Raw genomic sequence first — 24650 nt, 5'->3', positions numbered from 1 at the left:
GTGCTCTAATTACATGAAAAAACACCGTCTCTGTCTGATCACCATGGCCATGATGGCCGCAGGCTGTACCACGTATCAGCACCCCGAGCCGACCCAGGCCAAGGATGCTCTCAAACAGGCCATGAACGAACAGCAGAAGCAGGCTGCCCCGCTGACCGCCTTGCCCAAATCGGTGCAGAGTGAATTGCTGCAGCTGAACCGGCCGCAGATGCCGGTCGGCATGCCGGAGAAGCGGCTGCGCATCGCGGCTCACGACGTGGAGGCGGTGGAGTTTTTCGGTTCCCTGTTCAAGGGCTCCCGCTACAGCGTGGCGGTTCATCCCGGGGTGGCCGGGCTGGTCTCGGTCGAGCTCAAGGATGTGACCCTGCCGGAGGTGCTGGCGGTGGTAGGTGACATGTATGGCTTCGACGTGCAGCGCAAGGGCAATGTCTTCCACATCTATCCGGCGGGTCTGCGCACCGAAACCATTCCGGTCAACTATCTGATGATGTCCCGCCGTGGCCTCTCCCGCACCTCGGTCAGCACCGGCGGGGTGACTGCCAATGACAACAACAATGGCAGCAATAACAGCAGTTTCGACAGCGCGTCCAACAACAGCGGCAGCAACAGCTCCTCCAGCAACAACTCGAGCGGTGACAACAGCAACGGTACCCGGATCGAGACTGACACCAACAGCGACTACTGGACCGATCTGCGCGACTCCCTGCAGACCCTGATTGGCACGGGTGATGGTCGCGCCGTGATCACCAGCCCGCAGGCGGGCCTGGTCACTATTCGCGCCTATCCGAAGGAGCTCAAGGCGGTACGTGAATTCCTCAATCAATCCGAGAGTCACCTCAAGCGCCAGGTGGTGCTGGAGGCGCGGATCATCGAAGTCGCCCTCAACGAAGGGTATGAGCAGGGGGTTGACTGGAGCGGTCTCTCCGCCAGTTGGGATGGCGGCAAGGGTATTACCGGCGGTCAGTCACTTGCCAAGACCCAGCTGCCCACCACCCCCAACCAGATCTTCAGTGCGCTGGGCGGCGGCGCCGGTTTCACGATCTCTGATGGCAACTTCGAGGTGGCGGTCAACCTGCTCAAGACCCAGGGCGATGTGAATACCCTCTCAAGCCCGAGGGTCACTGCGACCAACAACCAGAAGGCGGTGATCAAGGTGGGGACGGACGAATATTTCGTCACCAATGCCTCGACCACTACGGTGACCTCGACCGGCACGGCCGAACCTATCGTGACCCCCAATGTGGAGCTGACCCCCTTCTTCTCCGGTATTGCGCTGGACGTAACGCCGCAAATCGATGAAGAGGGCAAGGTGCTGCTCCATATCCACCCTTCCGTTATCGACACAGAAGAGCAGAAGAAGACCATCAACGTCGGTACCGCCAAACCGCTGGAGCTGCCGCTCGCCAAGAGCTCGATCCGCGAGTCCGATACCGTGGTGCAGGCCAATAACGGCGACATTATCGTCATCGGTGGTCTGATGAAGACCGACAAGCAGGAGATCGTCAGCAAGGTGCCGCTGCTGGGAGATATTCCCTGGGTGGGCGAAGCCTTTACCAATCGTCGCGAGAGCACCAAGAAGGTGGAGCTGGTGATCATGCTCAAACCGACCGTGGTGGAGAAAGATACCTGGCAAAACGAGCTGCAGCGTTCCGCAGATCTGCTCGACAAGTGGTATCCGGCGAAGGGGTAAGCCATGAGCTGGCGATTGGCATCTTTCCATTCCGCCGTACTGCGGGCCGAGGCTCGCGGTCGCAGGTTCCCCGTACTGGCTGGTGAGCGCCCATGTACCTGAGCCACTTCGGCCTGCAGGAGGCGCCGTTCGGCCTCACCCCCAATACCGGCTTCTACTACGGCCTGCCCCCTCACGAGGAGGCGCAACAGGTGCTCAATTGGGCGCTGGCGCAAGGGGAGGGATTTATCAAGGTGACCGGCGAGGTGGGTACCGGCAAGACCCTGCTCTGCCGAAAACTGCTGAGCGAGCTGGGCTCGGAAGAGTGCCCGGTGCGGCTCGCCTGGTTGCCCAATCCCCACCTCAGCCCGGCCGAGCTGCGCACAGCGCTGGCGCTGGAACTGGGGTTGTCGGTGCGGGAGCAGAGTGAGCTGGATCTTACCGATCGCATCCATCGTCACCTGATCAGCCTGCACCAGCAGGGCAGTCGGGTGGTGGTGCTGATCGATGAGGCCCAGGCGCTGCCTGACGAGACTCTGGAGGCGATTCGCCTGTTTGGCAATCTCGAGACCGAATCGAGCAAGCTGCTGCAGATTGTGCTGTTCGGCCAGCCGGAGCTGGATATCAGACTGGCCAGGCCCCACCTGCGCCAACTGCGCCAGCGGATCGGCTTTTCATACTGCCTGCGCCCGCTGCGCTTTGACGAGACCCGCGCCTATCTGGAGCACAGATTGCAGGTCTCCGGCTACCGCGGGGCACCACTGTTTGCCGGCCGCGCCATGCGGATGCTGTGGCGGGCCTCGCGAGGGATCCCGAGACTTATCAACATCCTGGCGCACAAGTGCCTGATGCTGGCCTACGGTCAGGGGAGGCGCCGGATCGATAGCCGTCTGGTGAGGCTCGCCATTCGCGATACCGACGATGCCAGCCGCTTTGCGCCATTGCGCTGGTGGCCCCTGTTACTGTTACTGTTACTGTTGCTGGGGTGCGCCCTGGCTTATGGAGTCTGGCCATGAGCGTTATCAACCAGATGCTGAAAGATCTGGATCGGCGCCAGCAAGGCGCCGAGGGAACTGCCGTCTATATTGCCCCTGCGCGCCAGCAGGGGTGGTGGATGTTGCTGCTGACCCTGATCTGTGGTCTGGCATTGGGGATCCTCGGTTGGCGCACCTGGATCTACTGGCAGCAGACACACCCTGTCGTCGCCGCCAGCGAAGTGGTGGTTCCCGATGTGGTGACACGGGCCGCCGAGCCAGTCAATCCGCCCGAGCCGGTCGCAGTGGCCGCTGCGCTGCCGTTGCCGGGTGGGGATGAGAGAGTGGCTGATACCGCTGGCGGGCAGGTAGAGGGAGAGATGGCCGATGGTGCCCCCTTTGATGCCTCCAGCGATGTTGACGATTCGGAGCCGACCGATGAAGAGCTGCAGCCCGAGCTCTACGCCGAACTGGCGGCAGAGCAGCAGGCTGTCGCCAGCGCCCCGCGTAAACCGGGCATATTGAAGATCGAGACGGTCGAGCTGTCGGCCAAGGAGCTGGCGGCACTGGCGGAGCGCAAGGCGACGACCGCCATGGCCAAGGGAAGCCTGCGGGATGCGCAGGACAACTACTATCAGGTGCTGGCCCACGACCCCTATAACCAGGGGGCGCGCGAGCAACTGGCGGGGTTGCTCTACGGCGAGGGGCGCCTGACCGAGGCGCGCCAGCTGCTGGAGGAGGGGATCCGGCTCGATCCCCAACAGGCCGATTTTCGTCTGCTGCTGGCCCGTCTTGCCATCAACGAGGGGCAGCAACAGCAGGCGCTTGGCTGGTTGTCCGGTTATCAACCTGATCTTGCCAGCAACCTGGACTATTACGCCACTTGGGCGGGTCTGACCCAGGAGCTGGGTCAAAATGCCGATGCGGCGGCGCTCTATGTGAAGCTGCTGCGCCAGCAGCCGGATCAGGGCCGCTGGTGGCTTGGTCTCGGTGTCGCCGAGGATGGTCAGGGGCACAGCCAGCGGGCACTCGATGCCTATCGCAACGCCCTGCTGCACGGCAATCTCGGCGAGGCGTCGACCAACTGGCTGGAACAACGAATTGGCCAACTAACCCCTTGATAAACGCAGATTCGATGAGCGAAGCCTCATCGGATGCGGCAACGGGTGTGAAGTAACAGATATCGGAGCAAACATGGCACAACCCAGACTGAAAATGCGCCTCGGCGACCTGCTGGTTCAGGAGCAGATCATCTCTGATGATCAGTTGCAGCTTGCCCTGCAGCAGCAGCGTCAGACCGGACGCAAACTGGGTACCACTCTGATTGACCTCGGCTTTATCAGCGAGGTACAGCTGCTGCAGTTCCTCGCTCGCCAGCTGGATGTACCCTTCTTCGATCTCAATAACCTCACCATCGATGCCGCCGCGGTGCCGCTGCTGCCCGAAGTGCAGGCGCGCCGTTATCGGGCGCTGGCGGTCAACCTTACCGACGACAAGGTGACGGTAGCCATGTCGGATCCGGCGGACTTGAGTGCGCTGGATGCCATTGCTGCCTTGCTGAGCCCGCGGGATATGGTGCTGGCGGTCGCGCGGGAAGGGCAGTTGCTGGACTATTTTGACCGCCTCTATCGCCGCACCCGCGAGATTGAGAGCTTCGCCGAACAGCTGCAGGAGGAGTATCAGGACTCCGGCTTCGAGTTGGGTTCAGGTAATCTGGGGGCCAATGACGAGGGGGAGGCGACGGTGGCCAAGCTGCTGCGCTCCCTGTTCGAGGATGCGGTGCAGGTGGGAGCGTCGGATATCCACATCGAGCCGGACGAGAAGGTGCTGCGCATTCGCCAGCGGATCGACGGCATCCTCCACGAGAATATCCTCAACGAGGTGCGCATCGCCCAGGCGCTGGTGCTGCGTCTCAAGCTGGTGGCCGGGCTCGATATCTCCGAGAAGCGCTTGCCGCAGGATGGCCGTTTCAACATGAAGGTGCGCGGCCGTGATGTGGATGTGCGGATGTCCACCATGCCGGTGCAGTATGGCGAGTCTGTGGTGATGCGTCTGCTGGATCAATCCTCCGGCATCCTGTCGCTGACCGAGACCGGCATGCCGCCTGAGATCCTGACCCGTTTCCGTCGTCAACTCAAACGGCCGCACGGGATGATCCTGGTGACCGGCCCGACCGGGAGCGGCAAGACCACCACCCTCTATGGCGCCCTCTCCGAGCTCAACCAGTCCAGTAACAAGATCATCACGGTAGAAGACCCGGTGGAGTATCGTCTGCCCCGTATCAGCCAGGTGCAGGTCAATCCCAAGATCGGTCTCACCTTTTCCCATGTGCTGCGTTCCACCCTGCGCCAGGACCCGGACATCCTGCTGGTGGGTGAGATGCGGGACAACGAGACGGTGGAGATCGGTCTGCGTGGCGCCATCACCGGTCACCTGGTGCTGACCACCCTGCACACCAACGATGCGGTGACCAGTGCCTTGCGCCTTATCGACATGGGGGCGCCCGGCTATCTGGTGGCGAGTGCCCTGCGGGCGGTGGTCGCCCAGCGGCTGGTGCGGCGGGTATGTGAGCACTGCGTCGAGGAGAAGGCGCCCGACGAAGGGCAGGCCACCTGGCTCACAGTGCTCTCCGGCGAGGCGCCCGGCCAACACACCTATCACAAGGGGCGGGGTTGCCAGAGTTGCAACTTTACCGGTTATTCCGGCCGTATCGGGGTCTACGAGCTGTTGGAGCTGGATCAGCCGATGATGGATGCCCTGCGCCGCAACGATGCGGAAGGGTTCGCCAAGGCGGCCCGTCAACACGAACACTACCGGCCGCTTGCCCTCACCGCCCTCGATTATGCACGTCAGGGGGTCACCTCGGTGGACGAGGTGCTGCGACTGGCCGAGGATTTGGGGTAAGCGATGGCTAACTTTGCCTACAAGGGGCGTGACAGCCAGGGCAACGCCACCAGTGGCGTGGTCGAAGCGGCCAACGAGATGGCGGCCGCCGAACAGCTGATGCGCCGTGGCGTGATGCCGACCGAGCTCAAACCGGGCAAGGCCAAATCCGCCGCCATCGACTGGTCACTGTTGCTGGAAGGGGGCGTCAAGCTGGATGAGCTGGTGATCTTCAGCCGTCAGATGTATGCCCTGACCCGGGCCGGGATCCCGATCCTGCGCGCCATCGCCGGGCTGGAGGAGAGCACTCACAGCAAGCCGCTCAAGCGGGCGCTTCACTCGCTGGGGGAAGATCTCGGCAACGGTCGTCCGCTGTCGAGCTCGATGCAGGCGCACCCCAAGGTATTCAGCAGCCTGTTTGTCGCCATCATCCATGTGGGTGAGAACACAGGTCAGCTGGAAGAGTCCTTTTTGCAGCTCGCCAACTATTTCGAGCTGGAGCTGGAGACCCGCAAGCGGATCAAGACCGCCATGCGCTACCCCAGCTTCGTGATGATCGCCATCGGTATCGCCATGGTGATCCTCAATATCATGGTGATCCCGGTGTTTGCCGGCATGTTCGCCAAATTCGGGGTGGAGTTGCCGCTGGCGACCCGCATTCTGCTCGCCACCTCGCACTTTTTTGTCAACTACTGGTGGCTGCTGCTCGCCATTCTGGCTGGGATGGTGTTCGGTTGGCGCCGCTGGGTTGCCACCACCAAGGGCAAGCTGACCTGGCACCGTTGGCAGCTCAAGTTGCCGATCGTCGGCACCATCATAGAGCGCTCCCTGCTGGCCCGTTTTGCCCGCAGTTTTTCCATGATGCTCAAGGCAGGGGTGCCGCTGAACACCGCGCTGACCCTGGTGGCCGATGCGGTGGATAACGCTTGGATGGCGGGGCGAGTGCGGGATATGCGCGCTGGTATCGAGCGGGGCGAGAGCCTGCTGCGCACCGCCAGCAGCAGCGGCCTGTTCACCCCGCTGGTGATGCAGATGATCGCCGTGGGGGAGGAGACCGGTCAGGTCGATGACCTGCTGCACGAAGCGGCCGAGTATTACGAGCGGGAGGTGGATTATGACCTCAAGAGTCTCACCGCCCGTATCGAGCCGATCCTGATCGGGATCGTGGCGGTGATGGTGCTGATCCTGGCGCTGGGCATCTTCACACCGATGTGGGACATGATGAGGGCCGTAAGAGGCAAGTAACCCCGTATCTTCACGCCAGAATGGTGGGACATGATGCGAGCGGGATGTGAGTGGTTCGTAGCAAGTAACTCGGCATCTTCACACCTGAGTGGCTGGGCATGATGAGCGTCGTAAGAGGCAATAGGGCGAGGGAGTCGAGGAGTGGATGAACAGACAGACACAACAGGATGATCGCTGGCTGGCCGGATATCGGCAGATCGCCGTGATAATCCTGCTGATGGTGATCGTCACGACCCTGGTGCGCAGCTATCAGATCAACCGGGAGGAGGCGCAACAGCTTTCGCTCACCCTGCTGGGGGAGCAATTTGCGGAGCGGGCACAGCGTTTGCACGGGATCTGGCTGAATGAACGGCGCCCCGACACCCTGCATAGCGCGGGTCATGGTTGGCAATTTGATGAGCGTGGCTGGCCACTCGGACTGTTGCCCCTGCAATCACCATCAGAAAATTGTCGTCAGTTGTGGCTGGCGTTGGTGGGAGAGACGGAGGGGGGCATGCCACCCTTGCAGTTTCTGGCCCGCCCCGATGGCAGCGGGTGCGAGATGGGGTGGGATGGTTATTGGCTGGTTTATCTGTTTTCCGACGGGCGAGTGATTAAAAAGCCTTGAATGAGGCTAATCATATGACCCAACTACATGATTTTTTTAGGTCTGCATGAAATAATATCGGCCATTACCAAGGGAGCATGAAAATGAAACCAATGGCACCATCAATGCCAAATAACGGGATGACAAGAGTGACCGCCGGCTTCTCCCTGATTGAGCTGGTGATCGTTATCGTGATCCTGGGGATCCTGGCGGTAACAGCGTTGCCCCGTTTTCTGGATGTAACCGACGAGGCGAAAAAGGCCAGCGTCGAGGGCGTCTCGGGTGGTTTTGCAACAGGAGTGTCGCTAGTGCGGGCCCAGTGGGAAGCGGAAGGGCGCGCCAAACAGGATAGCCTCAATACCGTGCTCTATGACGGCAGCCGCTTCTATCTGACCACGCCGACCGATGCCCAGATCAGCAACGGCGAGTTGTCTCCCGGCTATCCCATGGATACTGCTGCCAGCGGCAATCCGGATGTGGATCCGGCCAATCTGAGCGCAGAGCGTTGTCTCAAGATTTGGGAGGGGTTGCTGCAAAACCCGCCCAAGGCTACGGCCAACTTCAATGAAGTACGCGGTAGCGGCAATGACCTGAAATACTATGCCACTGTGAGCAGTAATGGACTGGATTCGGTCTGTCGTTACTATCTGGTCAATAGTTTGAGTAAGGGCAGCGATGGCAAGTATCAGGATCCGCAAGGCAGTACTGATGCATTCATGAGTTTCAGTTACCGTCCGGCGTCCGGTCAGGTGACTACCAACATCAATTGACAGAGGAAAGTGAAATGAAAAAACAGGCGGGTTTTACCCTGATCGAACTGGTTATCGTGATCATTATTCTGGGTATTCTGGCGGTCACCGCTGCACCCAAGTTCCTGAATCTGCAGGATGATGCGCGTAAAGCAGCTGCTGATGGGGTCAAAGCATCACTACAGAGTGCGGCTCAGATGATTTACAGTAAGGCGGCTATCCAAGGTATTGAAAACTCTTCTGCGGCAGTCTCTGTTGCTGGCACTACCGTCGATGCCAAGTATGGCTATCCGACAGTAGGTACCATTGCAAACGCCGTTACTTTAGATGGGTGGGATGAAGTATCTGCATCCAAAGGGACCTTCAAGCCCAAGGCGGCTGGCAATAACGCTAATTGCCAAGTTAAATACAATGAGGCCACTTCAGCCGCTGCATTCAGTGTTGATGTGACAGGTTGTAGCAACTGATTGAATTATCAAGCGAGGCTTTGGCCTCGCTTTCTTCTTTCCCCCTATGAGAAAAACCATGCCTGCAACCAAGGGCTTTACCCTGATTGAACTGGTTGTGGTGATCCTGTTACTCGGGATTCTCGCCGCCTTTGTCGTGCCCAAATGGCTGGGCAAAGGCGGCGTTGAAACTCAAACTGTGCGTGATGAACTGCTGACCCGTCTACGGTTGGTACAGACCGTCAATATGCATGAGCCTGCCAACCGCTGTACCCTGCTGGTGGTCGCCTCTCCCCGTTTTGCCCACCGTACTTATGCGGCGTGTCCCGCCAGCGATGATCTGGGCAGTGGTTGGACCGATAACCTGCGCACCCGTGGTCGGCTGGTGACCGCCTCTGACGGAATCACGCTTTCCCTGAACAGCAACAGAAGCTTCGTACTCCGCTTCGATCAGATGGGCAGACCGCTAGGCAGCTGTGCCAACGGTTGTACCTTGCTGGTGAGTGATGGTCGCGAAACCAGCCGCATCCAGATTGAGTCTGAGGGGTATATCCATGAGATCCCTTAAGCGCGGCTTTACCCTGATTGAGCTGATCGTTGGCATAGTGCTGCTGGCGGTGGCCTTGACCGGCATATTGGGGTTACTCATCAATCAGGCGCCGCAGGCGGTAGACCCGGTGCAGCAGGTACGCGCCGCCCAGCTGGCCCAGCGCCTCTCCGGCGAGATCCTGCAAAAGTCGTTTGATGAACATTCGGATCATAATGGTGGCCGTTATCGTTGTGGCGAGCAGGTGGCGGGGGTGAACATAGCTCCCTGCTCCGGCAGTTATGGCCCCGATGGTGAGCCGGCTCCCTACGCCTATAACGATGTGGATGACTTCGATACTGCGGGAAACTGGCGGGATGCCAGCTGGTTTACCCAGACGGCGGCGGGGATCAGCGGCGAGGAGTATCGCAACTATCAGGTCAGGATTGCGGTCAGCGCCGTCGATTTTAGCGATGGCACCTTCAAGAGTTGTACCGCACCCTGTTCTGTGGGCAAGCGGATTGATCTGCAGATCAAGCTGCCGGATGAGAGCGTACTCGACTTCTCCTTCTACCGGGGGAACTACTGATGAATCGTTCCGCTGTCGGGTGTTGCCTGCCTGTCCGAAAGTCCGCTCCTGTAACCACTTCCGGCTTCCGATTATGTCTGGCGGCTAGTCGAACTTACCGTAAACCTGGGGGTAACAGTGGCTTTACCCTGGTCGAGCTGGTGATGGTGATCCTGCTGCTGGGCATCATGGCGACATTTACCAGCCAGTTTATCGGCATCGGCAGCCAGATCTATGGTGATGCCAGCAGTCGTGAACAGTTGATGAGCGATGCCCGTTTCGCCATGGAGCGGCTTAACCGCGAACTGCGCGATGCGGTGCCAGGATCGGTGCGGATCGAGACGCTTGATGGTACCTGGGTTGACTCGGGGGCTTGCCTGCGGTTCTGGCCTATCAGCACCTCCAGCCGCTATCTGGCACTTAACCGTGCCATGTCGGGGAGCACGGCTACCCTTGAGCTGGTGATGGCGACTCCGGCTTCTGCTGCCAGCCCGTCGAGTGCAGATCCGTTAGCCGTCGGCAAAGGTGACTGGATGATCGTTTTCCCGGTACCTGACCCAAGTGCAGGGTCGCTGCTGAGCAATTGTGAATATGGCCGCTGTGTGGCCAGGGTTGCTGATGTGCTGGCGCCCGTCTCCGGCGCACAAACGATCCGCTATACCAATAGCGAGAGTCTGGCTGGCCTCTCTCCCGGTAGCCGTGTCTACTTTGCCAATCAACAGGTACGTTATTGCGTTGATGGGGGCACCCTCACTCGTGCCAGTGCCGCAATCGGTGCTCCTTTACCTGCGCAAGGCGTGCTGATGGCAGAGTCGCTCCGCGCTGGCGGTTTCTATCGGGAAACATCGGCATTCAACGCGGAAGGGGAGTTTGGCATGCGGTTCTTGTTCGAACGCAAGGGGGAGTCGGTCACCTTTAGCCACAAGATCGAGGTGTTCAATGTCCCGTGATGCACTCCCGGCAGGACGGATGCGTGGTAGCGCCCTGATGATCGCCCTGTTTGTGATCGTGGTGATGGCGCTGCTGGCGGCCGCCATGGGCCGTTTTCTGGTCGACAGTAGCGAGAAAAATACCGTGGAGGTACGCAGTGTGCGTGCTCTGCTGGCCGCCCAGAGCGGGCTGGAGATTGCTCTGTATCAGCTTTTTCCGAACCGGCCTGCTGCGCCATCTCCCCAGGATCGTTGTGACTGGATCAGCCCGACCCCCTCGTTCACCGGCGTTACCGGTCTGGTGCAGTGCCAAGTTGCTGTGCGTTGCACTCAGATTCCGGTGACCTATAACGGTGCCGTGACTAATGGCTATCGTCTCGAGAGTGTCGGAACCTGTGGTTCCTCTGAACTGGATAGTGCGAGTCCCGATTTTGCCGTGAGCAGAACTCTGATGCTTGAAGCGTATGACGGAGGCGGACAATGAAATGGCTATGGGCGCTTGCCCTCTTTACTGGCCATGTCTGGGCCTTCGACCCTATCGACACAGGCACGCTCTTTCCGGATGTGGTGCAAGGGCATCATGGCAACAACAATAACGTTTGCCATCAGATTAGCGGCTACCAGCTTAGCCAACTCAACAACGCCAAGATCAACGGTTCCGGCGGTTTGCCTCTCAACTTCTGCTCCATCCAGCCGGATCAGAACAATACGCCGCGCTGCGATGATGGTACTGGCGGCTACATGGTTTGTAGCGTTACTGGCAAAGATATCCGCGGGCTGTCCCTGAGCGGGAATAATGCTTTTCCCGCCATCACCTCCAATTCGACCCAGCTCTGTTCGTTCGGTGCGCAAACGGCTTCCAGTACCTCTTATGGTGCGATGACGGTAGAAAACTGCACTATGACGTTCCCCAGCCGCAGCACCTACCTGATCAAGACGCTGACAGTGCGCAACAACGCGATCCTGGTGCTGGGGGAGGGGGATTACTTCATCGACAAGCTGATTCTGGACAGCGGTACCATCCGTCTCTCAGGCAGTGGCACCACCCGGATTTTCGTCAATCAGGATGTCAAGCTGGTCAATACGGTCAATATCAATGCCAATAATCAGGGCAGTCTCATCTGGGTTAACTATAACGACATGGTGATCGACAACCGCACCACGTTTTATGGTTATCTCTATGCCGATGGGAAGCTCACCATGAACAATAATGCCACCGTCTATGGCAGGGTGACGGCCCGCTATCTGGCCATGGATGCCCAGTCCAGCATCAATGAAGTGGTACTTCCGCCGATGCTGACCTGTTTTGTCGACGGTTTCGAAAGCAGCCAGATCAACCCCGACAGTTGGGTCGTGGCTCAGCGCAACAACAGCACATTGCCATCGGTGCAGAATGGTCGCCTGCGTCTCACCCAGAACGTCACCAACCAGGCCACGTCGGCCACTTTCCAGCGCCTCTTCCCCGGGGCTGGTAACCTGGTGACGGTCGAGTTCGATCAATACGCCTACAAGACTTCCGGCACAAGCGGGGCGGATGGCATGGCGGTGGTGCTCTCGGATGCCACCCTGACGCCACAACCAGGTGCGTTTGGTGGCCCCCTGGGATACGGTTTCAAGACCGGGATCAGTGGTTTTGCGGGCGGCTGGCTTGGTGTCGGGATCGACGAATACGGCAACTACGCCAATGAGGGGGGGTCTTATAATATCGGCTCCCGACCGCAGGCCGTATCTATTCGCGGATCCGGCTCCGGTACCTCCGGTTACCGCTACCTGGCCGGAACCGCCAGCAATCTCAACCCGACCGTCGACAGCGGTACCAACAGCAATCGCCCCCACCGCTATCGCATTACGGTCGACTCTCGCACGGCGGGCAACTCGGTGGCCACCGTCGAACGGGATAGCGGTGACGGGTTTCGTACGCTCGTTGGTCCAATCAACATGACGAGCCAGACCGGCCAAGCGACAGTACCGGGCAACTTCCTGCTGTCATTGACTGGGTCCACCGGGTCGGTGACCAACTTCCACGAGATCGATAACGTGCGGATCTGTGCGCTGCGTTCCAGTCCAGTGGGCACCCAGATCGATCATTTCGAATTCGATCACAGCGGCAATGCGCTGACCTGCAACCCTGAAACCCTGACCATTCGGGCCTGTGCCAATGCCGACTGCAGCCTGTTGGTGACCGAACCCGTGACTGCCACCCTGCAACCCGCAACGAGTAGCAGCGGTGGTTGGGTGGGAGGCAATCAAGTGAGCTTCAGCGGAGGAACCACCACGCTGGCGCTGCGACAGAATACCGCCGGTACGGTGACCGTCGGGGTCAGCGGCTCGACGCCCTCGACCAAACCGTTGAGTACCACCCTGTGTCGGGTTGGCGGTGGCGCCAAGAGTGCGGCTGCCTGTACGCTCACCTTTGCCGACAGCGGATTTATCTTCGACGTGCCCGACACTTACTCGAACCAGCCGCAGACGGTGACCATCAAGGCGGTCAAGAAGAGCGACGTGACCAGGCAGTGCGTGCCGGGGTTTGCCAACCAGAGCAAGAGCGTCAAGTTCTGGGGTAGCTATATCACCCCCACCAGTAACCCCTATAACAGCCAGATGAGCGTCAACAGCAGTACGATTGGTGCCAGTCAGGGCGCTGCAACGCCGCTCTCCCTCGCATTCGATGCTCAGGGGCAGTCGACCATAACGGTTAAGTACCCGGACGCGGGCAAGGTGCAACTGGATGCCCGTTATGATGGTACCGGCAGTGAAGCCGGTCTGGTGATGCTCGGCGCAGATCAGTTTGTAGCGCGTCCGGTGGGCTTGTGCATTACCCCTCCGCAAGGGGCCTGCGCGGCAGGTGACAGCAGTTGCCCGGTATTCAAAAAAGCGGGGGAGACGTTTCAGGTAGATATCAAGGCGATGGCCTGGGAGTCGGCTAATGATGGGGATATCTGCGCAGGAAATCAGACTACGCCCAACTTTGTGCTGAGTGGCATTGGCTTGGGTAGCACCTTGGTGGCACCAAGCCCGGGCTCCAATGCCGTATTGGGTACTTCTACTTACAACCATGTGGCAGCGACCAACAGTGTCAATAGCCTTAGCCAGACTGTGAGCGAGGTGGGAGTGTTCCGGATGACGGTGACGCCGCCAGTCAATGGCTACTTCAATTACACCATCCCATCAGCCCAGAGCCAGCCGGTGGGGCGTTTTATTCCTGCCGACTTCAATCTGGTGAGCGGCGACATAGTGCCGGCTTGCAATGCGTTCTCCTATATGGGGCAACCCTTTGGTGTCATGCTGGATGTGCTAGCTCGTAATACGACGGGTGTACAGACCCGAAACTATACAGGGCCCTTTGCCAAGGGCGAAGCCTATCTCTCGGTTGCCAATGATAAGGATGGGAAATCCCTGTCGAGCCGCTTGCGCAGTCTGCAGCCGCTACCATGGCTCAATGGCCGTGCGGCCTTGACTACTGGTAGCAGCGAGTTTGTGCGCCTCTCTGGCACGCAACCGGATGGTCCCTACAACTCTTTGTTGTTTGGTCTGTATATGAGGGATAACGATGGTGACAGAACGCTGATTGCCAGCCCGAATTTCAATGATGCCGTGGTAGGTAACTGCAGTGGCAGCGGCTGTAATGCCCGTCAGATAGACAGTGTGCCTATGAAAGCCTATTTTGGCCGCCTGCAGGCTGGCACGGCGGCGGGCTTGGCCTCGGCGCCGCTGGCCATTCCACTGCAGACGCAATATTACGAAGCGGGCAACTGGCTGCAAAACAAGGAAGATCAATGTACCCAGCTCTCTTTGGCCAATCAGGGGTTCACTTTCCTCAACCCGAGTCACACCTTTGATGGGGCCAGCCGTGACCTGGAGCTGGGGGCGGGTCGCAAGATAAAGCTGGGGTTGGGCAGTTCGGCACCGGGTGGGGAGGCTGCACTGGCGAAAGACGGGGAGATCCTGTTCCACTTTGCCAAGCCGGACATCTCGGTGCGCATCCCCTACAAGGTCGAATTGGCAAAACAGCCGTCGCAGCCCCTCTGGTTGTCTGACCCAACGAGTGCCAATGACGGCAACCTGCAAGGTGAGGCCATTTTCGGCTCCAGCCGGGGTAATGACAGAATTATTTATCGGCGCGAAGTATTGCACTGAATGATGTGAAAGGAGGAATGGCTCAACAGCATCCCCCTAAATCCTTGTTTATTAGTGTTTGCAAGCGTGTGCGAGTGAGTGATGACTCGCATTTTTGTCGCGCCTGATTGATTGGCGACAGTTTGAGCGCTTGCCCATTGGGGTGGGCATTGGTAAAGTTAGCCGGTTTTCTGCACCTCCAAATTCTTAGGATTTCCCGTAGCCATGTTCAAAAAGCTCAGAGGCGTCTTTTCCAACGATCTGTCGATCGATTTGGGAACTGCCAACACCCTGATCTATGTAAAAGATCAAGGGATCGTCCTTAACGAACCCTCAGTTGTCGCCATTCGCCAAGAGCGCGGGAACGCCAAATCGGTCGCTGCTGTCGGTCATGCCGCTAAGCAGATGCTGGGCCGAACCCCGGGCAACATTTCCGCAATCCGCCCGATGAAAGATGGCGTGATCGCCGATTTCTACGTGACCGAGAAGATGCTGCAGCACTTCATCAAGCAGGTTCACGACAACAACTATTTCCGCCCCAGCCCGCGCGTGCTGGTGTGTGTACCGTGCGGTTCAACCCAGGTTGAGCGTCGCGCCATCAAGGAATCCGCACTGGGTGCCGGTGCCCGTGAGGTCTACCTGATCGACGAGCCTATGGCCGCTGCCATCGGTGCCGGCCTGCCGGTCTCCGAAGCGACCGGTTCCATGGTCGTGGATATCGGTGGTGGTACCACTGAAGTGGCCATCATCTCCCTGAACGGTGTGGTCTACTCCCAGTCTGTCCGTATCGGTGGCGACAAGTTTGACGAAGCGATCATCAGCTACGTCCGTCGCAACTACGGCAGCCTGATCGGTGAAGCTACTGCCGAGCGCATCAAGCACGAGATCGGCTCCGCCTACCCGGGCGAAGAGGTGCGCGAGATTGAAGTACGTGGTCGCAACCTGGCTGAAGGTGTGCCGCGCAGCTTTACCCTCAACTCCAACGAGATCCTGGAAGCGCTGCAAGAGCCGCTGTCCGGTATCGTGGCTGCCGTGATGGTTGCGCTGGAACAGTCTCCGCCGGAACTGGCATCCGACATCTCCGAGCGCGGCATGGTGCTAACCGGTGGTGGTGCGCTGCTGAAAGATATCGACCGTCTGCTGATGGAAGAGACCGGCATTCCTGTCGTCGTGGCCGAAGATCCCCTCACCTGTGTGGCCCGTGGCGGCGGCAAGGCGCTGGAGCTGATCGATATGCACGGTGGCGATCTGTTCCACTACGAATAAGACCCAAAGCCGGCCAGCGTGCCGGCTCTTTTTTGACGACCCATGAAACCCATTTTTGGTAGAGGCCCTTCGCTTCAGTTACGGTTGTTTCTCGCCGTCATCATCTCCATCGCTGCCATCGTCGCGGATTCCCGCTTCGGTGTGTTTACCCATGTCCGCGTCTACCTCAGTTCGTTAGTCAGTCCCCTGCAATACATGGCCAATGCGCCCGGTACCCTGCTCGACACCATGTCGACCCAGGTGCAGACCCGTGCCGATCTCATCGAGCAGACCAAGCAGCAGGAGCAACAGCTGTTTACCCTGCGCTCTCGCCTGCTCAAGATGGATCATCTGGAGCACGAGAACCAGCGTCTGCGCGAGCTGCTGGGTTCACCGGTGCACAAAGAGTCCCGCAAGATGGTGGCTGAGCTGCTGTCGGTGGATTCCGACCCCTTCAGCCATCAGGTGCTGATCAACAAGGGGGCGCTGGATGGCGTCTATAACGGTCAGGCGGTGATCAACGATCAGGGGGTGATTGGTCAGGTGCTCCACGTGGGCTCCACCACCAGTCGCGTGCTGCTGATCACCGACTCCAGCCACGGTATTCCGGTGCGGGTGCTGCGCAACGACTTGCGCGCCATCGCCTCCGGCAGTGGCGAGCTCGACAAGCTGGAGCTGCGCAACCTGCCGCGCAACACCGATATTCAGGTGGGGGATCTGCTCGTCACCTCGGGTCTGGGTGGCCGTTTCCCGGAAGGTTATCCGGTGGCGACCGTGACCCGATCCGAATATGTGGAGGGCAAGCCCTTCGCCCAGGTCGAGGCCAAGCCGCTGGTAGAGCTGGATCGGCTGCGTTATCTGCTGCTGCTGTGGACCGACAAGAAACCCGAAGTACATGATGATGAGAATGGCGAACGGGTGGCAACGGCTGCCTCCGCCGCTGGAGCCACTCGCTGATGCTAGAACCCGCCAGCGGCAGGATCTGGATCTGGATCTCGATCCTGCTGGCCTTGAGCCTGTCGATCCTGCCGCTTCCTTTCGAATTTGACCCCTTCCGTCCGGACTGGCTGGCCATGGTGCTCATTTACTGGGCACTGGCCTTGCCGCACCGGGCCAATGTCGGCACCGCCTGGGTGGCCGGCCTGCTGCTGGATGTGCTGCTTGGCAGCACCCTCGGCGTGCGGGCGATGGCGATGGCCATCACTACCTATCTGGCCGCCTTCCAGTTCCAGAAGATCCGCAACTTTTCCCTCTGGCAACAGGCCCTGATCATCGGTGGGCTGTCGCTGGTGGGCAAGCTGACGGTGTTCTGGGCCGAGCACCTGTTCAGCCGGGCCAGCCTCAACTTCGCCTACTTTTGGTCGATGTTGACGACGATGCTAATATGGCCCTGGGTATTTCTGGTGCTGCGCAAGGTGCGGCGCCGCTTCAATATCAGGTAAATATGAGCAAAAACAACGAACTGCAACTCTATCTCGCCTCGGGTTCTCCCCGTCGTCGCGAACTGCTGACCCAGCTTGGCTATCGTTTTGATGTGCTGAAACTGGATGTACCGGAGCAACGGGAAGAGGGGGAGAAGCCGCAAGATTATGTCTGTCGTCTCGCTCGCGACAAGGCGATGGCGGGTGTGGCGTGTGCGCCGACAGCGTTGCCGGTGCTGGGGGCCGACACCATAGTGGTGCTGGGGGATAGGGTGCTGGAAAAACCGTCCGATCTGCTCGATGCCAAGGATATGCTGGAGGCGCTCTCCGGCAAGGTGCATCAGGTGATGACCGCGGTGGCGCTGGCCAGCCCCGAGCGTTGTGACGTGCGACTGGTCACCACCAACGTGGCGTTTCGCAAGCTGGACGAGGCCGAGATCGAGGCTTACTGGCAAACCGGCGAGCCCTGTGACAAGGCCGGGGCCTACGGCATTCAGGGTATTGCCGGCAAGTTTGTCAGCCGTATCGAAGGGAGCTACAGCGCCGTGGTCGGCCTGCCGCTGCTGGAGACGGATCTATTGATCAAGCAGCATCTGGAACAACACAAGTAATTTTCCGTCAGCTGTGCTCTGCTGCGTTCTTCCTTGCGCGCGTTGTACCGGATTGGCTGTATAAGAATTCAAAACTGGAACAGGCAAGGTTAGTTATGTCGGTAGAACTGCTGGTTAACGTTACCCCCTCCGAAACCCGGGTCGCTCTGGTCGAAAACGGTCTGCTGCAGGAAGTGCATGTAGAGCGTCAGGCCAAACGCGGCATTGTCGGCAACATCTACAAAGGCAAGATAAGCCGGGTGCTCCCTGGCATGCAGGCAGCCTTCGTCGATATCGGCATGGACAAGGCGGCCTTTTTGCACGCCTCCGATATTGTGCCCCATACCGAGTGTGTGGCGGTGAAGGAGAAGGAGCAGTTCCAGGTCGGCAATATCGCCGAGCTGGTGCGTCAGGGGCAGGACATCATGGTGCAGGTGGTGAAAGACCCGCTGGGTACCAAGGGTGCCCGTCTCACTACCGATATCACCTTGCCTTCCCGCTATCTGGTCTTTATGCCGGGCAGCGCTCACGTCGGCGTCTCCCAGCGAATCGAGTCCGAAGCGGAGCGGGAACGCCTCAAGCGCACCGTGGCCGGTTATGTGGATGAGCTGGGTGGCTACATCATCCGTACCGCCGCCGAAGGGGTGGGGGAGCAGGAGCTGGAGCAGGATGCCGCCTTCCTGAAGCGGCTGTGGCGCAAGATCCTCGAGCGCAAGCAGAAGTATCCCCCCTGCAAGATCCTCTACGAGGATCCCAGTCTGGCCTTTCGGGTGGTGCGCGATTTCGTCGGTGCAGAACTCGACAAGATCCGCGTCGACTCGCGCCAGAGCTTCGATCAGCTCAAGCGCTTCACCGAAGAGTACGTGCCTGAGCTGGCCAGCAAGCTGGAGTACTATCCCGGCGAGTCGCCCATCTTCGATCTCTATGACGTGGAGAACGAGATCCAGCGGGCGCTGGAGCGCAAGGTGGAGCTGAAATCCGGCGGCTACCTCATCATCGACCAGACCGAAGCCATGACCACGGTGGATATCAACACCGGCGCCTTTGTCGGCCACCGCAATCTGGAAGAGACCATCTTCAATACCAACGTCGAGGCGACGGCGGCCATCGCCCGTCATCTGCGCCTGCGCAATCTCGGCGGCATCATCATCATCGACTTCATCGACATGCAGTCGGAAGATCACCGCCGCCGGGTGCTGCACAGTCTGGAGCAGGCGCTGTCCAAGGACCGCGCCAAGACCAACGTCAACGGCTTCTCCCAGCTGGGTCTGGTAGAGATGACCCGCAAGCGCACCCGCGAGAGTCTGGAGCATGTGCTCTGCTCCGAGTGCCCCGAGTGCAAAGGGCGCGGCCGGGTCAAGACGGTGGAGTCGGTCTGCTTCGAGATCCTGCGGGAGATCATCCGGGTCAATCGTGCCTACGATGCGGATCAGTTCACCGTCTACGCAGCCCCTGCCGTGGCCGACTACCTCCATGGCGAGGAGTCCCACAGTCTGGCGGAGCTGGAAGTGTTTATCGGCAAACAGGTGCGGGTAGTGAGCGAACCCCTCTGTGGTCAGGAGCAGTTCGACGTGGTGATGATGTAATTGGTCTATCGCTGGCTGAGTCGGGGCTGGTTGGCCCTGGGGGTTCTGTTCGTACTGCTGGCCATGCTGGTCACCCTGGTACGGGTCGGAGGCCCTTTGCTGAATCAGTACCGGGAGAGCCTTATCAACTCTCTGCTCGGCGATTCGCAAATCAAGGTCAGCGTCGATCAGATTGGGCTGAGCTGGACACAGTCTGGCCCGGCCCTCGAGCTGCAACAGCTCGCCGTCGCCCCCGACTCCAAGCGCTATACCATCAAGCTCGGCAAGGCCTGGGTGCATCTAGACTTCTGGCGCACCCTCAACCAGCTCAAGCCGGTCTTTGGCGAGCTGATCCTGAGCGATGGCGATATCACTCTCGACTTCAGCCAACCGGCTGACGACAGCCCCTCCGGCGATCCCCAGCAGGGTGCCCTGCTGCGCTTTCTGCTGACCCAGCTCTCCACCTTCGATGTGCACGATACACGCCTCAGTGTCACTACTGCGCTCGGTGACATGCGGGCGCTCGATATCGCCCATCTGCGCTGGCAGAACAGGGGCAAGCGCCATCAGGGGGTCGGCAAGGCCTATCTCATCAACGGGGTGGGCGAGAGCACCCTCGATCTGATACTCGATGTAGATACGCCGCAAGATCGACTCGATCGCCTCAAGGGGCAGCTCTATCTGGGGGCCCGCCAGCTCGATATCACCCCGACCCTGGCCAGGATCCATGCTGGTGAACCCAGGGTTACCGGTCAGCTCGACTTCCAGCTCTGGAGCGAGTTTGACAGCGGCAAGCTGGGCAATACCCTGCTGGCGTTTGGCAACAACTACCTGATCTGGAAGGATCCCAAGAAAGGGGAGATGCACCGCTTCGGCCTCGATGGCGGCAAGATCCAGCTGCGCCGTGAGGGCACCGACTGGCAACTGGCCAGCCATAACGTCACCTTCAAGCTGGACGGCAAACCCTGGTTGCAGAGCCGCTTGCAGCTGGAGCGGGTCGGGGATCGGGTGCAGGGCTATCTGCCCAGCATAGAGTTCGACAAGATCACCCAGATCAGTCAGCTGGTCTCGGCGCTCTACCCCACACTCTGCGAGACCCTGCGCCAGACCAATCCGCAGGGGGCGGTGCAGGATCTGACGCTGCTGACCAATGCCGACTGGCAGGATCTCTCCTTCAGTGGCCGCTTCAGCAAGGTGCGCCTCAAGGCCTGGCAAGATATACCCGGAATGCAGGATCTCAACGGCGAGTTCTGGCTTACCCCGACCGGTGGTAGCGCCAGACTGGCGCTGGCGAACGACAAGGTGGATCCCGCCCGTCACTTCAAGATGCCGATCCCGGTCGACAACTTCTCGGCCCGCCTCGACTGGTGGCGCGAGGAACAGGGCTGGGTGCTCTACGGTCAGGATATCGCGCTGGATAACCCGGATCTGACCCTGGCCAGCCGTTTCCGCCTCGATCTGTTCGAGCACCCTTTCCTCGCCCTGACCGGTCGCATCGATGTGAAGAATGCGGGCCATGCGGATCGCTACTTCCCGCTGCAGGCGATGGACAAGGGGCTGGTGGATTACCTGAGCGGCGCCATCAAGGGGGGCAAGGCCAAGGGGGCCGACCTGCTCTGGTATGGGGAGTTTCGGGATTTCCCCTACGACAACGGCAAGGGCATCTTCCAGGTGGCGGTGCCGCTGGAGCAGGCCACCTACGAGTTCTTCCCCGGTTGGCAACCGCTTACCGACCTGCAGATCGATCTCTTGTTCCAGAATGCCGGTCTCGATATGCGCAGCCGATCCACCAAACTCGGCAAGGCGAGCTCCGACTCGGTGCATGCCTGGATCCCGGATCTCTCCCCCGGCGCCCACCTCTATGTGGATGCCAAGGTGCAGGGGGAGGGCAAGGCCATCAGCGACTACCTGCAGGACTCCCCGCTGGGCAGTTCGGTAGGTCAGGCGCTGCGAGAGATCGAGATCCGCGGCCCGATGGCCGGTTCGGTCAAGCTCGATATTCCTCTCGATGGCGAGAGCGAGGTGAAGGCGAGCGGTGATGCCACCTTCAGCAACAACAAGGTGCGGGTCGCCAGTCTGGACCTGCCGCTGGAGAAGGTGCAGGGGCGCCTCGAATATGACAACGAACAGACCCGCTTCAGCAACCTCAAGGCGAGCCTGTGGAACCAGCCGCTGACCCTCGACTATCAGGGGCGCCAGCATCCGGATCACTATCAGGTCGACCTCGATTTCAAGGGGCAGTGGGATAGCCGCCGCCAGCCCGCCGCCATCTCTTCATTCGGCATTCTCAACGGCCGCAGTAACTGGGGTGGCAAGCTCGGGCTGACCTTGCCCGAGAGCAAGCCATTCAGCTTCCAGCTGGCGCTCGACTCCAACCTGCAGGGGATGGGGCTGGATCTGCCGCTGCCGCTGGCCAAGAGCAGTGCCAGCCGGCTGCCGCTCAAGGTGATCGCCCGTGGCCGGGATGGCAGCGCCGACATTCGTGCCGTACTGGGGGCTGATGTGGATATGCAGACCCGACTGGTCTACGGCGAAGGGGTACCTTATCTCAGCCGGGTGCGAGTTGATGTGGGCCAGCCGGGCGCCCGGGTAATGCGCGATGCCCCCATGCTGCTCGCCATCAACCAGCAGGAGGCCGATGTGGGCGGCTGGCTGGCGCGACTCAAGCAGTGGTTGCCAGCGCAGAACCAGACCGGCAATGCGGTGGTCGGCCCCGCCTTCCTGCCGCAGGAGTGGTGGGTGGATGGACAGCTGGCTCGCGCCTATATCGGCAGTGCCACCCTCAAGGCGGCGCGTTTCACCGTGGGGCCGACCAATCAGGCGACCGAAGTGATGATCGACAGCCCCGACGTGATGGGGGTGATCCGCCTGCCTGCAGTAGCCAATCGCCCGGTGGATGCCAAGTTTGCCCGCATCTACTGGTCCGGCAAGAGTTCGGATCTCAGTCCGGACCCCGATGCCAGGCAGGATAACGCCATCATGGCCTCCATCCCCTGGCTGACATTCAGCTGCGTCGATTGCCGCTTTGGCGCATTGCCGCTCGGCGAAGTGAAAGGGGAGCTGGTGCCCGGCGCCAACAAGGTGACCCTCAAGGGACTGGATATGCGGCTGGCAGGTAGTCAGCTCACCGGCAGCGTCGACTGGTTGGCCGATGGCAACCAGATGGAGACCCGCGCCCGTGGCAAGCTGACCAGCAACAACAGCGAGCTGCTGCTCAAGCGGCTCGGCTACACCTCGCCCATCGGCGATGCCCCCGGCTCCCTCGCTTTTGATCTGAACTGGCAGGATGTGCCCTATCGCCCGAGCCTGCCGACTCTGGGGGGCAGTGCCAACTATCAGCTGGAGGGCGGCACCCTGCGGGAGGTCAACGACAAGGGGGCGCGACTGCTCTCCCTGCTCAGCCTCGATTCCCTGCTGCGCAAACTGCGCCTCGATTTTCGCGATGTGTTCGACAAGGGCTTCTACTTCGAATCCATGTCCGCCTCTGCCACCATCAAGCAGGGGCAGGTCAGCAACGATGATTTCTATATGAAGGGGGCGGCAGGCAACCTGCGCGGCGAGGGGATCGCCGATCTGGTGCGCTGGCGGCTCGACTACGAGCTGAGTTTCTCCCCCAATCTGGGGGGCACCCTGCCGGTGGTGGCGGCTTTCTCCATCACGCCGGTCACGGGTCTCTATGTGCTGGCCCTCTCCAAACTGCTGGAGCCGGTGGTGGATGTGGTGACCCGCATCGATTTTCGCATCTCGGGCCCGCTCGACGCACCCAAGCTGATCGAGGCGGGGCGCGATCGCGCGCGCATCAAGCTCAACCAGCAGCAGAAAGAGGCGGTTGACGCCGTTGCCCCCAGCCTGCCGACCCAAGAGGTGACCCCTTTCCTGCTGAGCCCCAAACACGCGGGGCCCGCTCAGCGCTGAACGAGCGGCCCGGCACCATCACAAGGAGTGAGCCATGATCCGACATATCCTGCTGATCGCCTTCAAACCGGGCACCCAGTTTGCCCAGATAGATGCGGTGCGTAACGCTTTTCTCGCCATTCCCCATCAGGTCAGCGGCGTGATCGCTGTGGAGTGGGGTCGGGATGACAGCCCGGAGGGGCGAGCCGAGGGGTTTACCCACAGCGTGCTGATGACCTTCGCCGACGAAGCGGCCCGCCAGCGCTATCTGCCCCATCCGGATCACGATGCCCTCAAGGCCATCTTCCGCCCGGTGCTGGAGCGCATCATAGTGCTGGATTACACCCTGCAGGCGGGGGATGCTGTCACCGTCTGATGGCTCAAGCGACAAGGAGAACGTCATGTGGTTAGCCGCAATACAGCTGGTATCTGGCCGTCACTGGCAGGATAACCGGGAGCAGATCGCCGCCGAACTGGCGGCCTTGCCCAAAGAGCGGCCGCTGCTGGTGCTGCTGCCGGAAAACTTTGCCCTGTTTGGCGAACGGCAGGGTTATCTGGATGGGGCCGAGGCCATAGGTGAGGGCCCGATCCAGCAGCAACTGGCTGAATGGGCCCGCGATTATGGCATCTGGCTGGTGGCCGGGGCTATGCCGACAAGAATGCCGACCACCATCGCCGATTCCGACCATATCCACACCAGCTCGCTGGTGTTTGACCCCAGCGGTGAGCTCAGGGGCCACTACCACAAGATCCACCTGTTCGACGTGGATGTGGCGGACAATCACGGTCGCTACCGTGAGTCGGAGACATTCAGCCCCGGCGAGTGGCCTGTGGTGGTGGACTCTCCCTTTGGTCCCCTCGGCCTCTCGATCTGTTATGATCTGCGCTTTCCCGAGCTCTACCGCCAGTTGGCCCGTGCCGGTGCCCGCGTGCTGCTGGTGCCTGCCGCCTTTACCGCCGTGACCGGCGAGGCGCACTGGGAGCCGCTGCTGCGGGCCCGCGCCATCGAAAACCAGTGCTACGTAGTCGCTGCCAATCAGGGCGGCACTCACGATACGGGGCGCCAGACCTGGGGCCACAGCATGGTGATCGACCCCTGGGGTCGAGTGCTGGCGAGCAAAGAGTCCGGGGGCGGCACAGTGCTGGCGAAGATGGAGCCCGGGCTTATCGACGAATTGAAACGCACCATGCCAGTGCTGCAACACGCCCGTTTGCTCTGATGGTGTGGTGAAAAATTGAAACGC

The 24650-nt window shown here is 60.3% G+C and carries 21 protein-coding genes; all 21 read left to right on the top strand.

The features are described from left to right. The first annotated feature begins 13 nt into the window (after nucleotides 1-13). Nucleotides 14-1690, top strand: coding sequence for a pilus (MSHA type) biogenesis protein MshL (gene mshL, locus G5380_RS10815; RefSeq protein ID WP_216952745.1), 1677 nt, complete (start codon nucleotides 14-16; stop codon nucleotides 1688-1690). A 92-nt stretch (nucleotides 1691-1782) separates the two neighbouring features. Continuing rightward, entirely contained in the window at nucleotides 1783-2685 is a 903-nt protein-coding gene (locus G5380_RS10810) for an ExeA family protein (RefSeq protein WP_128834792.1), read from the top strand. Continuing rightward, the gene (locus G5380_RS10805; protein WP_266134568.1) at nucleotides 2682-3764 is read left to right on the top strand and encodes a tetratricopeptide repeat protein; all 1083 of its coding nucleotides are present in this window, start codon (nucleotides 2682-2684) and stop codon (nucleotides 3762-3764) included. Before G5380_RS10810 ends, G5380_RS10805 begins: the two co-directional genes overlap by 4 nt. A gap of 73 nt (nucleotides 3765-3837) precedes the next feature. Continuing rightward, the gene (gene mshE, locus G5380_RS10800) at nucleotides 3838-5547 is read left to right on the top strand and encodes an MSHA fimbrial ATPase MshE (protein WP_421352729.1); all 1710 of its coding nucleotides are present in this window, start codon (nucleotides 3838-3840) and stop codon (nucleotides 5545-5547) included. Nucleotides 5548-5550: 3 nt separating this feature from the next. After that, nucleotides 5551-6771 (top strand): type II secretion system F family protein, encoded by a 1221-nt coding sequence (locus tag G5380_RS10795; RefSeq protein WP_111900319.1) that lies wholly within the window; start codon nucleotides 5551-5553, stop codon nucleotides 6769-6771. A 145-nt stretch (nucleotides 6772-6916) separates the two neighbouring features. After that, nucleotides 6917-7378 (top strand): hypothetical protein, encoded by a 462-nt coding sequence (locus G5380_RS10790; protein ID WP_421208886.1) that lies wholly within the window; start codon nucleotides 6917-6919, stop codon nucleotides 7376-7378. A 77-nt stretch (nucleotides 7379-7455) separates the two neighbouring features. Next, on the top strand, nucleotides 7456-8127 hold the full coding sequence (locus G5380_RS10785) for a prepilin-type N-terminal cleavage/methylation domain-containing protein (protein ID WP_106844142.1): 672 nt from the start codon (nucleotides 7456-7458) through the stop codon (nucleotides 8125-8127). 14 nt (nucleotides 8128-8141) lie between these two features. After that, a complete protein-coding gene (locus G5380_RS10780) occupies nucleotides 8142-8573 on the top strand; it encodes a prepilin-type N-terminal cleavage/methylation domain-containing protein (protein WP_319920144.1) in 432 nt (143 codons plus the stop codon). 58 nt (nucleotides 8574-8631) lie between these two features. Beyond that, nucleotides 8632-9120: a type II secretion system protein gene (locus G5380_RS10775; RefSeq protein WP_128834795.1), complete on the top strand. Its 489-nt coding sequence runs from the start codon at nucleotides 8632-8634 to the stop codon at nucleotides 9118-9120. Then, complete coding sequence (locus G5380_RS10770; protein WP_106844145.1) at nucleotides 9107-9667, top strand: prepilin-type N-terminal cleavage/methylation domain-containing protein; 561 nt, start codon at nucleotides 9107-9109, stop codon at nucleotides 9665-9667. Before G5380_RS10775 ends, G5380_RS10770 begins: the two co-directional genes overlap by 14 nt. Then, on the top strand, nucleotides 9667-10596 hold the full coding sequence (locus tag G5380_RS10765) for a PilW family protein (RefSeq protein WP_421208885.1): 930 nt from the start codon (nucleotides 9667-9669) through the stop codon (nucleotides 10594-10596). Before G5380_RS10770 ends, G5380_RS10765 begins: the two co-directional genes overlap by 1 nt. 37 nt (nucleotides 10597-10633) lie before the next feature. Further along, complete coding sequence (locus tag G5380_RS10760; RefSeq protein ID WP_144716014.1) at nucleotides 10634-11059, top strand: MSHA biogenesis protein MshP; 426 nt, start codon at nucleotides 10634-10636, stop codon at nucleotides 11057-11059. After that, complete coding sequence (locus tag G5380_RS10755) at nucleotides 11056-14712, top strand: DUF6701 domain-containing protein (RefSeq protein ID WP_421208884.1); 3657 nt, start codon at nucleotides 11056-11058, stop codon at nucleotides 14710-14712. The genes G5380_RS10760 and G5380_RS10755 overlap by 4 nt, the downstream gene beginning before the upstream one ends. 204 nt (nucleotides 14713-14916) lie before the next feature. After that, nucleotides 14917-15957, top strand: coding sequence for a rod shape-determining protein (locus tag G5380_RS10750; RefSeq protein ID WP_005340051.1), 1041 nt, complete (start codon nucleotides 14917-14919; stop codon nucleotides 15955-15957). A 42-nt stretch (nucleotides 15958-15999) separates the two neighbouring features. Then, nucleotides 16000-16893: a rod shape-determining protein MreC gene (mreC, locus tag G5380_RS10745; protein ID WP_005342907.1), complete on the top strand. Its 894-nt coding sequence runs from the start codon at nucleotides 16000-16002 to the stop codon at nucleotides 16891-16893. Beyond that, nucleotides 16893-17378, top strand: a complete 486-nt coding sequence (gene mreD, locus G5380_RS10740; protein WP_270905491.1) for a rod shape-determining protein MreD — start codon at nucleotides 16893-16895, stop codon at nucleotides 17376-17378. The genes mreC and mreD overlap by 1 nt, the downstream gene beginning before the upstream one ends. A gap of 2 nt (nucleotides 17379-17380) precedes the next feature. Continuing rightward, the gene (locus G5380_RS10735; RefSeq protein WP_227341517.1) at nucleotides 17381-17968 is read left to right on the top strand and encodes a Maf family protein; all 588 of its coding nucleotides are present in this window, start codon (nucleotides 17381-17383) and stop codon (nucleotides 17966-17968) included. Nucleotides 17969-18063: 95 nt separating this feature from the next. Then, entirely contained in the window at nucleotides 18064-19533 is a 1470-nt protein-coding gene (rng, locus tag G5380_RS10730; RefSeq protein WP_005340056.1) for a ribonuclease G, read from the top strand. Then, nucleotides 19534-23427: a YhdP family protein gene (locus tag G5380_RS10725; protein WP_421208882.1), complete on the top strand. Its 3894-nt coding sequence runs from the start codon at nucleotides 19534-19536 to the stop codon at nucleotides 23425-23427. 34 nt (nucleotides 23428-23461) lie between these two features. Then, nucleotides 23462-23782, top strand: a complete 321-nt coding sequence (locus G5380_RS10720; protein ID WP_421208881.1) for a Dabb family protein — start codon at nucleotides 23462-23464, stop codon at nucleotides 23780-23782. A gap of 25 nt (nucleotides 23783-23807) precedes the next feature. Beyond that, on the top strand, nucleotides 23808-24626 hold the full coding sequence (locus tag G5380_RS10715) for a carbon-nitrogen hydrolase family protein (RefSeq protein WP_421208880.1): 819 nt from the start codon (nucleotides 23808-23810) through the stop codon (nucleotides 24624-24626). Nucleotides 24627-24650 lie beyond the last annotated feature (24 nt).

Source organism: Aeromonas sp. 604443 (assembly GCF_049170315.1).
Taxonomy (GTDB): Bacteria; Pseudomonadota; Gammaproteobacteria; order Enterobacterales; family Aeromonadaceae; genus Aeromonas; species Aeromonas veronii_A.
Note: the sequence above shows the minus strand (reverse complement) of the source record. Positions and strands in the feature narration are given on the sequence as shown.